This is a genomic window from Paracoccus lichenicola (assembly GCF_009708075.1).
Taxonomy (GTDB): domain Bacteria; phylum Pseudomonadota; class Alphaproteobacteria; order Rhodobacterales; family Rhodobacteraceae; genus Paracoccus; species Paracoccus lichenicola.
On the sequence record NZ_WMBT01000010.1, the window covers coordinates 88,745 to 101,606 of the forward strand.

At 68.6% G+C, this 12,862-nt stretch carries 10 protein-coding genes; 3 read left to right on the plus strand and 7 right to left on the minus strand.

Going from position 1 to position 12,862, the window contains the following annotated elements; translation table 11 throughout:
- The first annotated feature begins 47 nt into the window (after positions 1 to 47).
- Positions 48 to 800, plus strand: coding sequence for a P-loop NTPase family protein (locus GIY56_RS14630; protein WP_154765593.1), 753 nt, complete (start codon positions 48 to 50; stop codon positions 798 to 800).
- Entirely contained in the window at positions 801 to 2,282 is a 1,482-nt protein-coding gene (locus GIY56_RS14635) for a GumC domain-containing protein (RefSeq protein WP_154765594.1), read from the plus strand. It begins immediately after the preceding gene.
- Here GIY56_RS14635 and GIY56_RS14640 read toward each other — a convergent pair.
- From GIY56_RS14640 to GIY56_RS14670, 7 genes are all read right to left on the minus strand, one after another.
- Positions 2,266 to 5,238, minus strand: coding sequence for an amino acid adenylation domain-containing protein (locus GIY56_RS14640; protein ID WP_154765595.1), 2,973 nt, complete (start codon positions 5,236 to 5,238; stop codon positions 2,266 to 2,268). The genes GIY56_RS14635 and GIY56_RS14640 overlap by 17 nt on opposite strands.
- Before the next feature lie 116 nt (positions 5,239 to 5,354).
- Complete coding sequence (locus tag GIY56_RS14645; RefSeq protein WP_230312544.1) at positions 5,355 to 6,908, minus strand: GMC oxidoreductase; 1,554 nt, start codon at positions 6,906 to 6,908, stop codon at positions 5,355 to 5,357.
- Between the two features lie 136 nt (positions 6,909 to 7,044).
- Positions 7,045 to 8,049 carry a branched-chain amino acid ABC transporter permease gene (locus GIY56_RS14650; RefSeq protein ID WP_154765596.1) on the minus strand — a complete coding sequence of 335 codons (1,005 nt, stop codon included), beginning with the start codon at positions 8,047 to 8,049 and terminating at the stop codon, positions 7,045 to 7,047.
- 1 nt (position 8,050) lies between these two features.
- Positions 8,051 to 8,938, minus strand: coding sequence for a branched-chain amino acid ABC transporter permease (locus GIY56_RS14655; RefSeq protein WP_154765597.1), 888 nt, complete (start codon positions 8,936 to 8,938; stop codon positions 8,051 to 8,053).
- A gap of 1 nt (position 8,939) precedes the next feature.
- Positions 8,940 to 9,644: an ABC transporter ATP-binding protein gene (locus tag GIY56_RS14660; protein WP_154765598.1), complete on the minus strand. Its 705-nt coding sequence runs from the start codon at positions 9,642 to 9,644 to the stop codon at positions 8,940 to 8,942.
- The gene (locus GIY56_RS14665; protein WP_154765599.1) at positions 9,641 to 10,420 is read right to left on the minus strand and encodes an ABC transporter ATP-binding protein; all 780 of its coding nucleotides are present in this window, start codon (positions 10,418 to 10,420) and stop codon (positions 9,641 to 9,643) included. Before GIY56_RS14665 ends, GIY56_RS14660 begins: the two co-directional genes overlap by 4 nt.
- Positions 10,421 to 10,429: 9 nt before the next feature.
- The gene (locus GIY56_RS14670; protein ID WP_154765600.1) at positions 10,430 to 11,632 is read right to left on the minus strand and encodes an ABC transporter substrate-binding protein; all 1,203 of its coding nucleotides are present in this window, start codon (positions 11,630 to 11,632) and stop codon (positions 10,430 to 10,432) included.
- Between the two features lie 393 nt (positions 11,633 to 12,025).
- Between GIY56_RS14670 and GIY56_RS14675 the strand changes: the two genes are divergently transcribed.
- A complete protein-coding gene (locus tag GIY56_RS14675; RefSeq protein ID WP_154765601.1) occupies positions 12,026 to 12,640 on the plus strand; it encodes an undecaprenyl diphosphate synthase family protein in 615 nt (204 codons plus the stop codon).
- The last annotated feature ends 222 nt before the right edge of the window (positions 12,641 to 12,862 follow it).

Below are 12,862 nucleotides of genomic sequence, written 5' to 3' on the forward strand. Positions count from 1 at the left end.
ATGACTTCAGCCATCCTCGTCCAGCCGGACGCTTCGAGCGAAATTGAATGAGCATCAGCGTGATCCAGTCCGAACCGCCGCAGCGCGGCCTTGTTCCCCCTGATCCCGCGCCGCCCGGCCGCGACTGGAGCCATCTGCCCGCGCTGCGGCTGCCGGACGCCCCGGCGTTGCGGCACCGGCTTCCGGCGGCGATGCCGGCCCTCTCTGCCGCGGCCGAGCAGTTCGACGTGCTGCGGACCCGGGTGCTGGGCGTGACCGGCAAGAGCGGCTGGAGCCGGATCGGCGTGACCCAGCCTCGCAACCGGCCCGCCGCCGCCTATGCCGCGGCAAACCTGGCCTTCAGCCTTGCGCGCCGGCCAAGCCTGCGGGTGGTGCTGGCGGATCTGGACCTGCGCTTTCCCCGGCTGACGGGGATGTTCGGACTGGACCAGGGTCCCGACCTGGGCCAGGCGCTGCGCGAGGGCAGGGACCTGCGCCTGGCCGCCGGCCGCTTCGGCGACAATCTTGCCTTTGTCGGCAACGCCGTCGCGGATCCCCGGTCCGCGGAAACCCTTCAGGAACCGGGGGTGGCCGCGTCCGTTGCCCGGCTGGTCGCGGATCTGTCGCCCGACGTGACGCTGCTGCTGCTGCCGCCCATCCTGGAAGGCGATGCGGGCCTGGCCGGGGCGGGCATGGCCGAGACCTTGCTGATGGTGTCGGACGGCACCAGCACGGTTCCGTCGGATCTGCGGCAATGCGACCGCCTGCTGGACGGGGGTCCCCCGATCCTGGGCGTGGTCCTGGTGGATGCGGAGCGGTAGATGGGTCCGATCCAGTCCATGGCCGATGTCGTCTCGATGCTGCGGCGCAGGATCGTGCCGTTCACGCTCGTGCTGTCGCTGGGGCTGCTGGCCAGCCTTGCCCATGCGCTTTCGCGGCCCTCGGTCTATGAGGCGACCTCGCTGATCCAGCTTCGCAACACCGGCCTTGCGGGGGACGATTCGCTTTCCGCCGCGCGGCGGTTGCAGGTGATCGAACAACGCCTGATGCGGCGCGAGAACGTGCTGGCCCTGATCGACAGGCACGGGCTTTTCGCCGACCAGCCCGCCCTGTCGGACGACGACCGGGTGTTCGCGTTCCGCGAGCAGAACACCATCCGCATGATCGACGCCACGGGGGCGGGACCCGGTCCCGGCGCGCAGGTGTCCGCGCTGCTGATCACCAGCCGGGCGGGCAATCCCCGGCAGGCCGCCCAGGTGGCCAACGACCTTGCCGCCAGCCTGATGGCGCAGGATGCCGAAGAACGCACCCGCACCGTCGAGGAGCTGGTGGGCTTTCTGGACTCCGAATCGCGGCGGCTGAACGACCAGCTTGCGCAGATCGACCGCCGCATCGGCGCGGTGAAGAACGCCAACGAGGAGGCCCTTCCCGAAGTGGCCGAATCCCTGCGCACCGAGCTGACCCAGTTGCGCGACTTGCAACTGGAACTGGACCGCCAGCTTCTCGCGCTGGAGCGCGACCGGCTGGAGGCCGAGCTGCGCCCCGAGGCCGAGGGGACGGCGCAAGCCGATGTCTCGCTGGCGGCGCGCTTGTCGCGCCTGAATTCGGAACTGGCGCGCAGCCGCCGCGTCCTGCCCCCCGAACACCCCGAGGTGCAGCGGATCGAGGCGGAAATCCAGGCCCTGCGCGACAACCCCGAGGCGGCGGGCGAAACGATCGCCAACCGCGAGCTGGACCTGATCGAATCGCAGCGGCGCATGATCGAGGACCAGAAGCAGGTCGTTTCCGCCCGCCAGCAACAGATCACGAGCGCCCTGGAACGGATGCCCCAGGTCGAGCAGGAGCTTGCCGGCCTTGCGCGCAGCCAGACGCAGCTGGTCCAGCAGCTTTCCGAGGTGGCGCTTCAACTGGCGCAGGCGCAGGGACAGCGGTCGATGCAGGACACCGGCACCGCCGCCGGCATGATCGTCCTGGAAGACGCGCAGCCGCCGGAATACGCCCTGGCCTCAAGCCGCAAGCGGTTGCTGGCCATGGGCGGAATGCTCAGCGCCGGGGCCGCCCTGCTGCTGGTCTTCCTGCTGGACCTGCGCCGCCCGGTGATGCGCAACGCCCTGTCGGTGGAACGGCAACTGGGCGTCGTTCCCATCGCCGCGGTGCCGCTGCTGCCCTCGGCCGAAGCGCGGGCCTTGCAGACAAGGCGCTTCGGGGTCGCCCTGGCCATCGTCCTGGCCGCGATCGCGGCGGGCGGCTATCTTTACCTGAGCCGCGGCCAGCCCGAACAGCCGGTCATCGCCCAGGGCTGACGCGGCCCAGTTCTTCCCGGATCACCTGCGCGATGTCGCGGACGCCCGGGTCGTCCAGGATGCCCAGGTGGTTGCCGGGAACGCAGACGAAGCGCCGGTCCGGCGCGACGGGCGCCCAACCCAGGGCCGTCCGCCGCACCCGGTCGATATTCGCCAGATCGTCCCGCGCGGCAAAGATCACGACCCGTCCGGGATAGACGGCGGGGCTGTAGGCGGCGACCGAGACGATGTTGGCGGCAATGAATTCGTCCAGGCTGTGCCCGTCGCGCTTGCGCCCGCGCAGCCGGTCAAGGCGCAGCCGGATCACCTGGCGCGCCAGCATCAGCTCGCCCCCGGCCCGTTCGGCATAGCGGCGCAGGGCGGCGCCCGGGTCCTGCCGGATCCGCGACGCCGCCCGGCCCAGCCGTTCCGCCAGGGTGGACCGCCGCGAGGGGGCGGGACCATCCGCGTCGAAGATCGCCACCATGGCCACCTCGCGCCCCGCCCGACGCAGCCGCGCGGCAAGCTCGAAGGCGACGAAGGCACCCAGCGACACGCCGGCCAGCGCCAGGGGACCGTGGGGGCGGAACTGCTGGATGCGGCGGACATACAGGTCCGCCAGCCCGTCGATGTCGGTCGGCGTCTCGCTGGTCAGAAGGCCGGTCGTCACCCCCCAGACGGGATGGCGCGGTTCCAGCGCGGCGGCAAGGGGGCGGTAGAAATCCCCGTTCGTGCCCAGCACGTGAATGCCCACCAGCGGGATCCCGTCGCCTTCGGGCTGCACGGCGATCAGGCTGTCGTCGGGCAGCGCATGGGCGGACTGCATGATCCCGGCCAGGGCTTGCGGCGTGGGGTGGTTGTAGATCGCGGGCAGCGTCGGCCGCCGCCCGAACAGGCGCACCAGGTGTTCCGAAAGCTCGATCGCCATCAGCGAGTTGCCGCCCTGGTCGAAAAAGGACTGCCTGGCGCCCAGCGGCGGCTGGCCCAGCAGATCGCCCATGATCCGGCCGATGGCGGCCGCCGCCGGGTCGGCCGGCGCGCCCGCCGGTTGATCGCCCGCGCTGGCCATCATGGCGCGCAGCGCCGCCTCGTCCAGCTTGCCGCGTTCGTTGAGCGGCATCTCGGGCAGGACCATCAGGCGGGGCGAGACGCCCTTGGGCAGCTCTGCCTGAAGGACCGCGCGGATGTCGGGATGATCCGCATCGGCCGCGACCCACACGGCCAGGGCGCCATGCTGGGCCGCGATGCGCGCCTCGCGCACGCCGGGGATCTTCTTCAGGGCGGTCTCGATGCCGCCCGGCTCGATGCGGTATCCGCTCAGCTTGAACTGCCGGTCCATGCGGTCGATGAACACCAGCTCTCCGCCGGGCGTCGGCTGGACCCGGTCCCCGGTGCGGTACCAGCGCCCGGGATCGCCGCGCCCCGGCGGTCCCGGCAGGGTGCGGAACTTTTCGGCGGTCAGGTCGGGCCGGTTGACATAGCCAAGGCCGACCCCGGCCCCGCCGATCCACATCTCGCCCGGGCGTCCCGGCGGCGCGGGCGAGCCGTCGGGGGCCAGCAGCACAAGCCGCGCCGCGCCCAGGGGCGCGCCGATGGGCACGCTGTCCAGTTCCAGCGGGGCGCCGCGATCGACATGGATGGTGGCGGTCGCCGTCGTCTCGGTCGGGCCATAGCCGTTCATCCAGACCACGCCCGGCGCCACCTTCCGCCACTGCTCCAGCGTGGCCGAGGGGACCCGTTCGCCGCCGACGATCACCAGCCGAAGCTCTGGTGGAAGACCGCGCGAGGAGGGGTGCTGCAGGCTGCCGGTCAGCAGCCGCCAGAAGGCGGTGGGGATGTTCAGCACGGTGATGCGGTGGTCGTGCAGTTCGTCCACGAAGCGTTCCAGCGTGTCCAGCATCGCGTCGCTGCGCAGGACCAGCGTGGCGCCCACGCGAAGCGTCGGCAGGATTTCCTCGATCGCCACGTCGAAGCCCAGGGCGGCAAAGGACAGCACGCGATCGGCGGGCGAAAGCGCGAAGGCCGCCGCGACGGCGCGGGAATGGTGGTCCAGCGCGGCATGGCCGATCGTCACCGCCTTGGGCTGGCCGGTGCTGCCCGAGGTGAAGATCAGATAGGCGGGATCCTCGGGTCCGGCCTGCCTGCGGGCGGCCGTCCGGGGCGGCATGTCCCCGGGCGGAAGGGTCAGGGTCCGGGTCGCGCCGGAAAGCCCCCGGGCAAGGCCGGGGTCCGCGACCAGCAGAAAGGCGGGCGCGGCATCCTCGATCATCCGCCCGCGCTGTCCGGCGGGCAGGTCGGGGTCGATCTGCAGGAACCCCGCGCCCGTGCGCAGGATGGCGGCCCAGGCGGCCACCGCGTCGATGCCGCGGGGCAGGGCCACGCCCACGATGGTGCCCGGTCCCGCCCCCTGGTCCCCAAGCAGACCGGCGATGGCGGCGACCCGCCGCTCCAGCTCCTCGCCCGCCAGCGTCTCGCCGGTCGCCATGTCCACGCAGCTGCCGGCCAGCGCGCCGTCCAGCCCGCGCAAGGGCGGCGGCGCCCGCCCTTCCACCGGGGCGAAGCGGGCCGGGGCAAGTTCGGACAGGTCTGCATCCGGTTGGCTTGCGATCGCCGCCAGCAGCCGCGAGGCAAGGTCCGCAAGGCCGGGGTCCCGGGGATCGGTGCTTTCGAACCGCACCCGTCCTGCGTCGCGCCGCGCGCGCAGGCCCGGCAGGTCCGGCGCCCCCGGCGCCTGTGCCGGAGCGATCAGCAGATCGTCCGTCCCCCAGGCGGGGACCGGCGGTTCCAGCAGGTCGGCGATGTCCCTTGCGGTCATGCCGGTCCGGATGACCGCGCGGCATTCATGCCCGGGATTGCCCGCACCGATGGAAACGGCCAGGTCGTTCATCCCGAACCACCGCGACAAGGCCAGGACCGCCGCAGTCGCCACCAGAACTGTCGTTGACGGATCCATCTCGTCGGGGTTGTGTTTGGTCAAGAGCAGATCAATCGAATAAGGAAGGGGACGGCAACCCTCGGGTGATCGCCGCCGTCATTCCTTACCTTAGGGAGGGGCTGCGCCTGCCGCAACCGACGATGCGCCCCCGTTCGCCCTTATCGTGCCGCGACGATGCGGTCGGCCACGCGGAGGCTGTTGGCCAGGATGACGAGACCGGGATTGACCCCGGTCGAGGTCGGCATGAACGACGCGTCCGTGACGTAAAGATTGCGCAGGCCGTGCACGCGGCAATCCGCATCCAGCACGCTGTCGCGCGGATCGCGCCCGAACCGCGCGGTGCCGCAGGCATGGCCATAGTTGAGTTCGACATCATCGTTCAGAAAGAAGAAGCGCCGTCCCCCGAACATCTCGCGGATCGCGCGGCGGAACAGGCGCCGGCGCTCGGCAAGCTCGGGGGCGACATCATACACGATCGCCGGGGGGTCCAGGGGATTGCTGCCGGGCAGGATGCGGTTCGTCCCGTAGGGCAGATCCTCGAGGATGCCGACAAAGACCCGTGCGTTCCCCAGGGCCAGTGCGGCGATCTTGGCGGGGATGCGCAGGAACGGCCGCAGCGGCCGCGCGCGGTGCAGCCGCCCCCGGTCGAACCGGCCGCGCAGGTGCATCAGGATGTTGCCGTAATCCGCCTGCAACCCCATGGACTGGACCATCCCCATCCTGGTCCCGTCGCGAAGATACAGATCCCGCAAGGCCAGCGACTTGGCCGGAAAGCCCAGCGGCGCCCGATGCCTGGGGAATACGGCCATGCGTTCGGACAGGTGGAACATCAGGTTCCGCCCGACCAGGCCTTCCCGGTTTCCGATGCCGTCCGCCCAGTGCGCGCCGCGGGACGCAAGAAGCAACTGCGCCGACCCGATGGCGCCCCCCGCCAGCACCACCCGGTCGGCCGCAAGCGTCACCGGGTCCTGGCCCGCGCGGCCCACGACGACGCCGGTTGCCGCCGTGCCGTCCGCCTCGATCCGGCGGGCCGTCCATCCCGACAAAAGGGCCGCGCGGCCGGAATCCAGGGCCTGCCCCAGGGGCTGGCGGGCATCGGCCTTGCAGGCCCTGAAGCATTCGCGGCCGATGCATTCCTGGCACGGGGACCGATAGGCGATCCCCAGATGCGCGCGATAAGGGTGGTATCCGCGCCGGGCCAGATCGTCGCGGATTTCCGCATCGCCCGCGCAAAGCGGGGGCGGGTCGGCGAACGGGTCCCCGTCGTCGGCGCACAGCGCATCGCGCGTGCCGCAGATGCCGACAAGACGGCGCGCTTGCGAGAAATAGGGCCTGAACCCGTCATACCCGACGATCCAGCCCCCGGTCGGATGAGGCGCTTCCTCGAGATCGTCAAGGTCGTGCCGCGCCGGCAGTTCCAGCGAGGCCGCATAGACGACCGAGGTTCCGCCGACCGCCGACAGCGAGGTGGGGACCCGCCGGGCGGCCCGGCCATTGACCGTCACGTCCGCCTCCAGCTGCTCCAGCGGGGCGGGATCGCCGGCGTCCGGGGGCCTTGTCCCGCGTTCGACGAACAGGACCTTCATGCCCGCCTGCACAAGCCGCGCGCCCGCATGGGCACCGCCCAGGCCGGTTCCGATCACGACCGCGTCCCACCGGACGGATGCGGCGGCGGTCATGTCCGTGGTCTGCAGGGGGGAAGGGGCGATCAAGACAAGCTACCAGCTAACCGTTCGTTTTTCGCAATACCGCGGAGTTGACAGGAACTGCCGGCCTTTTATCAAGCATATTCGGCAGTCCGTAGACCGATTCATCCGCCGCGTCCTCGCTGCGTCCCGCCCGCTGCCGTCACTCACGCGTCCGGCGCCCCGCGAAGAAGCGGCGGCCGAACGCGCTTTCGAGAAGTTCCCCGATCAGCCCGCGCCGGAAGACAAGGACGCAAACCATGAAGACGACCCCGGTGATGATCGTCACCGGAAAGTCGGAGGTCGCGAGGTAATTCTGCAGCGTGACCACCACGCCCGCGCCCACGACCGGCCCGGCCAGCGTGCCGATGCCGCCCAGAAGGGTCATCAGGATCACCTCGCCCGACATCTGCCAGGTCACGTCGGTCAGCGTCGCGAACTGGAAGATCAGCGCCTTGACGCCGCCCGCCAGGCCCGCAAGCGCCGCCGACATCACGAAGGCCCCCAGCTTGTAGCGGCTGACCGAATAACCCAGCGAGATCGCGCGCTGTTCGTTTTCCCGGATGGATTTCAGGATCATGCCGAAGGGCGAGTTGACGAAGCGCCAGATCACCAGCAGGCCCAGGACGAACACCGCCAGCACGAAGTAATACATGGTCATCGTGTCGGACAGGTCGAAGACCCCGAACAGGCGGCCGCGCGGGACGGACTGGATGCCGTCCTCGCCATGGGTGAAGCCCGCCTGCAGGCAGAAGAAGAAGAACATCTGCGACAGCGCCAGCGTGATCATCGCGAAATAGATGCCCTGGCGGCGGATGGCGATGGCGCCCATCACCAGGCCCAGGACGGCGGCGCCGACGACGCCCAGCAGGATCCCCGCCTCGGGCGGCCAGCCCCATTCCTTCACCGCATGGGCGGTGAAATAGGCTGCGCCGCCGAAGAAGGTGGCATGGCCGAAGGACAGAAGGCCGGTGTAGCCCAAGAGCAGGTTGAAGGCCGCGGCGAACAGGCCGAAGGCCAACAGCTTCATCAGGAAGATCGGATACAGGAACTGCGGCGCGAGCAGCAGCCCCGCCGCGATCACGGCCAGCAGCGCCAGCTGGATGGTCCCGGCCCTGGGGTGGATGGCGATCCGTTCGCCGGGGACAGGTTCGGATTTTCCGGCCATGTCAGGCATCCTTTCCGAAAAGGCCCGCGGGCCGCAGGATCAGGACGATCGCCATGATGACGAAGACCACGATGTTCGATGCCTCGGGGTAGAAGACCTTGGTCAGCCCCTCGACCACGCCCAGCATGTAGCCGGTGACGATGGCCCCCAGGATCGACCCCATGCCGCCGACCACGACGACCGCGAAGACGATGATGATCAGGTTCGTCCCCATCAGCGGGCTGACCTGATAGATGGGCGCGGCCAGCACGCCCGCGAAGGCCGCAAGCCCCGCGCCAAGCGCATAGGTCAGCGTCAGCAGCAAGGGCACGTTGACGCCGAAGCTTTGCACCAGCACCGGGTTTTCGGTGGCCGCGCGCAGGTATGCGCCAAGCTTGGTCTTCTCGATCATGAACCACACGCCCAGGCAGACGATCAGGGACGCGATCACCACCCAACCGCGATAGATCGGCAGGAACATGAAGCCCAGGTTCACCGCCCCGGTCAGTTGCGGCGGCGGGGCATAGGGCATCCCGGAGGCGCCGTAGAAGTACCGGAACGTCCCCTCGATCGCGAGCGCGAGGCCGAAGGTGAACAGAAGGCCATACAGGTGGTCCAGCTGGTAAAGCCGCGACAGCATCGTGCGCTCGACGATGGCGCCGAACAGGCCCACGATCAGCGGGGCCAGGATCAGCGCCAGCCAATAGTTGACGCCCCCCACCGTCAGCAGCAGCAGCGCGGCAAAGGCGCCCAGCATGTATTGCGCGCCATGGGCGAAGTTGATGACACGCAGCAGGCCGAAGATGACGGCCAGGCCCAGCGAGAGCAGCGCATAGAAGCTGCCGTTGATCAGCCCGACCAGCAACTGCCCCATCAGGGCCTGGATGGGAATGCCGAAGATCATGGTCATGTCAAACCCCCAGTTCCCGATGCAGCAGGTCCATCCGATGGGCCAGGTCCGACACCGGGAATTCGGCGGTCACCGTGCCATGGTCCATCAGATAGAAGCGGTCGGCGACGGTGGCGGCGAAGCGGAAATTCTGTTCCACCAGCACCACGGTCATGCCGCGTCGTTTCAGTTGTCGCAGCACGTCGCCGATGGCGTTGATGATGACGGGGGCCAGCCCCTCGGTCGGCTCGTCCAGCAACAGGCAGCGCGCCCCCGTGCGCAGGATCCGCGCCATGGCCAGCATCTGCTGTTCGCCCCCCGAAAGTTTCGTGCCGGGGCTGTTGCGGCGTTCCTGGAGGTTCGGGAACAGGTCATAGATCTCGGCCACGGTCATGCCGCCCTCGGCCACCTTGGGGGGCAGCATCAGGTTTTCCTCGACCGACAGGGTGGCGAAGATGCCGCGTTCCTCGGGGACGAAACCAAGGCCCGCGCGGGCGGTCTTGTGCAGGGGCACGGCCATCATGTCCTGGCCCGCGAAGGTGATGCGGCCCGTGCGCTTGCGCAGGATGCCCATGATCGCGCGCAGGGTCGTGGTCTTGCCCATGCCGTTGCGGCCCAGGATGCAGATCATCTCGCCTTCGTTGACGTGCAGGTCCACGCCGTGCAGCACATGGCTTTCGCCGTACCAGGCCTGAAGTCCGGCGGTTTCCAGAAGCGGACCCGTCATGCTTCGGTTCCCATATAGGCGGTGCGCACGCGGGGATCGGCGGACACGGTGGCGTAATCGCCCGTCGCGATGATCTCTCCGCGTTGCAGCACGGTGACGTGGTGGCAGATGTCGGCGACCACGGTCAGGTTATGCTCGACCATCAGGACGGCGCGGGTTTGCGCCACGTCGCGGATGATGTTCGCGACCATGCGCACGTCCTCCTGCCCCATCCCGGCCATGGGTTCGTCCAGCAGCAGGACCTCGGGGTCCAAGGCCAGGGTCGTCGCGATCTCCAGCACGCGCTTGCGGCCATAGGACAAGTCGGCGGCGCGGTGGTCGCGGTATGGCGACAGGCCCAGGCCGTCGATCAGCTCGTCGGCGCGCCCGTTCAGCCGGTCCAGCGCGGACAAGGGCTTCCAGAACTGCACGGCCAGGCCCGCCGGGCGTTGCAGCGCGACCTTGACGTTCTCGCGCACCGTCAGGTGCGGGAACACCGCCGAGATCTGGAAGGACCGCACCAGGCCCATGCGCGCCACCTTGTCGGGCCGTTCGCGGGTGATGTCCTGGCCCCGCAGGGTGATGGTGCCGCGCGTGGGTTGCAGGAACTTGGTCAGCAGGTTGAAGACGGTGGTCTTGCCCGCGCCATTGGGACCGATCAGCGCGTGGATGCGGGCGTGTTCCACGTCCAGATCGACATCGTTGACGGCGGTGAAGCCCGAAAAATCCTTGCCCAGGCCGCGGGCGGACAGGACCACCCGCGGCTGAGATTGCGTCAGGACTGGCGCAACGGTCATGGCCGCGCCTTACTGCGTGACCAGCGGGCAGCCGCTTTCCGCCGGATCCAGGAAGGCCTGGTCGCCCGGAATGGTCGCCAGGACGTTGTAGTAATCCCAGTCCTCGGTGATGTCCGCGGGGGCCTTGACCTCCATCAGGTAGACATCCTTGATCAGGCGGCCGTTGGGACCGACCTTGCCGCCCTGGGCGAACACGTCATTCACCGGCAGTTCGTGAAGTTTCGCGGCGACGGCTTCGGTTTCGTCCGTGCCTGCGGCCTCGATGGCCTTCAGATAGGACATCACCGTGGAATAGGTGCCCGCGTGGATCATGTTGGGCATCGACCCGGTGCGCTCCATGAAGCGGCGGCCGAATTCCTCGCTGGCAGCGTCGCGCTTCCAGTAGAAGCTTTCGGTCAGGTTCAGGCCCTGCGCGGCCTCGGCCCCCAACCCGTGCACGTCGGCCAGCGTGAACAGCAGCGCGGCCAGTTTCTGCCCGCCCTGGGTGATGCCGAATTCGGCGGCCTGCTTGATGGCGTTCTGCGTGTCCGCGCCCGCGTTGGCCAGCCCGATGACCTTGGCCCCCGAGGATTGCGCCTGCAGCAGGAAGGACGAGAAGTCGGTCGAGGCCAGCGGGTGCCGCACCGATCCGGTGACGGTGCCGCCGTTTTCGGTGACGAAGGCGCTGGTCTGTTCCTCCAGCGAATAGCCGAAGGCATAGTCGGCGGTCAGGAAGAACCAGCTGTCGCCGCCCTCCTTGACCAGCGCGCCGCCGGTGCCCACGGCCAGGGCGTGCGTGTCATAGGCCCAGTGAAAGCCATAGGGCGAACATTGCGCGCCGGTCAGTTCCGTCGTCGCGGCCCCCGTGGTCATGGTGATCTTGCCTTTCTCGCGCGACAGGGCCTGCACGGCCAGCGCCACGGACGAGGTGGTCAGCTCCATGATGCTGTCCACCTGTTCGGTGTCATACCATTGGCGCGCGATGTTGGACGCGATGTCGGCCTTGTTCTGGTGGTCGGCGGTCACGACCTCGATCGGCGCGTCCAGCACGGTGCCGCCGAAATCCTCGACCGCCATCAGGGCCGCTTCATAGGAATTCTTGCCGCCGAAATCGGAATAAACGCCCGACTGGTCGTTGAGGATGCCGATCTTGACGATGCCGTCCGAAATCTCGGCAAAGGCGGGCATCGTGAAAAGGCCGACTGCGGTGGCTGCTACCAGGATCCTGTTCATTTTCTCTCCCAAGGGCGCTTTCCTCTTGCGGACGGTGCTTGGCAAGCCGATCGTCCATGACCGGGCAGCCTTCCCCCGTGCTGCCCCAGGCAAACAATGCAGGGGCTTCAACAATCTAACAAGCTTTTAAAAGGAAAAATTCCTGTCTTGTTTCCGCACGGCGCTTTCCTGAAGGGCAACGGGCGGCCCAGGGGTCAAGCGGGCCATATTGTGGACCCGCCGCGCGTTGCCGGCAAGGGGAAGGCCCGGCATCGGCGCGGGACCCTGGCCGTCGTCGGATCACGTTGACACGACCTGCGTTGTCCACAAGGATGAAGGCGCCGCCTGGGCTGTTCCGTCACGGAACCGAACACGTCGGAGTGCAGTCCCCAGCAAGCACTCAGGAGCAGGATGATGACAAGGCGGACGCTTCCAACCCATGTCGGCTTCATTCCGGACGGCAATCGACGCTGGGCAGCGGGCCAGGGCTTGCCCAAGCAGTCGGGCTATCAGGCCGGGATCGCGCCGGGGCTGGCTCTCTACGAGATGTGCAAGGGCCAGGGCATCCCCGAGGTCTCGGTCTTCGGCTTCACCCAGGACAACACCAAGCGGCCTTCCGAGCAGATCCGGGCCTTTCGCGCGGCCTGCGTGGCCTTCGCCACGGAAATCGTCCGCCGGGGCGCTGCCCTTCTGGTGGTCGGCGACGAAAGATCCCCGCAGTTCCCCGAGGAGCTTCGGCCCTTCCGGACCCGCCAGGGGGAAGGCATCAAGGTCAATTTCCTGGTGAACTATCATTGGGAATGGGATCTTGCCGGGTTGAAGCAGGGCCAGATCCGCTCGCAGGACGTGTCCAGGCTTGATCTCATCGTGCGGTGGGGCGGCGGAAGGCGCCTGAGCGGCTTTCTGCCCGTCCAATCGGTTTACGCGGACTTCTTCGTCGTCGATCAGCACTGGCCGGACTTCAGTCCGCAGCATTTCCAGGATGCGCTGGACTGGTTCGGGAAACAGGACCAGACGCTGGGCGGGTGATCCCCTCGTGCCGGGCGTGTCCCGTCGCGGAAGACTGCTCAAGCCCCGGGGACCCGCTGCGGCCGGCGTCCGAAAGGGGATCCTCAAGCAGGGAAGCCCGACGGGCAGAGGGTCCGGGCGGCAGAGCCTCCGGCCCGGTCGGAACGAAAGTCTTGCTGGATGGTTTAAGGGGCAGACTTTCCTTATCCGCGCCGGGTCTTGCCGTCGCCCCTGCAAGAGGTT

Bases quoted from the DNA above. Each gene is read 5' to 3' on its own strand.
- GIY56_RS14630 (WP_154765593.1), top strand. From the start codon at position 48: ATGAGCATCAGCGTGATCCAGTCCGAACCGCCGCAGCGCGGCCTTGTT.
- GIY56_RS14635 (WP_154765594.1), top strand. From the start codon at position 801: ATGGGTCCGATCCAGTCCATGGCCGATGTCGTCTCGATGCTGCGGCGC.
- GIY56_RS14650 (WP_154765596.1), bottom strand. From the start codon at position 8,049: ATGGCCGGAAAATCCGAACCTGTCCCCGGCGAACGGATCGCCATCCAC.
- GIY56_RS14655 (WP_154765597.1), bottom strand. From the start codon at position 8,938: ATGACCATGATCTTCGGCATTCCCATCCAGGCCCTGATGGGGCAGTTG.
- GIY56_RS14660 (WP_154765598.1), bottom strand. From the start codon at position 9,644: ATGACGGGTCCGCTTCTGGAAACCGCCGGACTTCAGGCCTGGTACGGC.
- GIY56_RS14665 (WP_154765599.1), bottom strand. From the start codon at position 10,420: ATGACCGTTGCGCCAGTCCTGACGCAATCTCAGCCGCGGGTGGTCCTG.
- GIY56_RS14670 (WP_154765600.1), bottom strand. From the start codon at position 11,632: ATGAACAGGATCCTGGTAGCAGCCACCGCAGTCGGCCTTTTCACGATG.
- GIY56_RS14675 (WP_154765601.1), top strand. From the start codon at position 12,026: ATGACAAGGCGGACGCTTCCAACCCATGTCGGCTTCATTCCGGACGGC.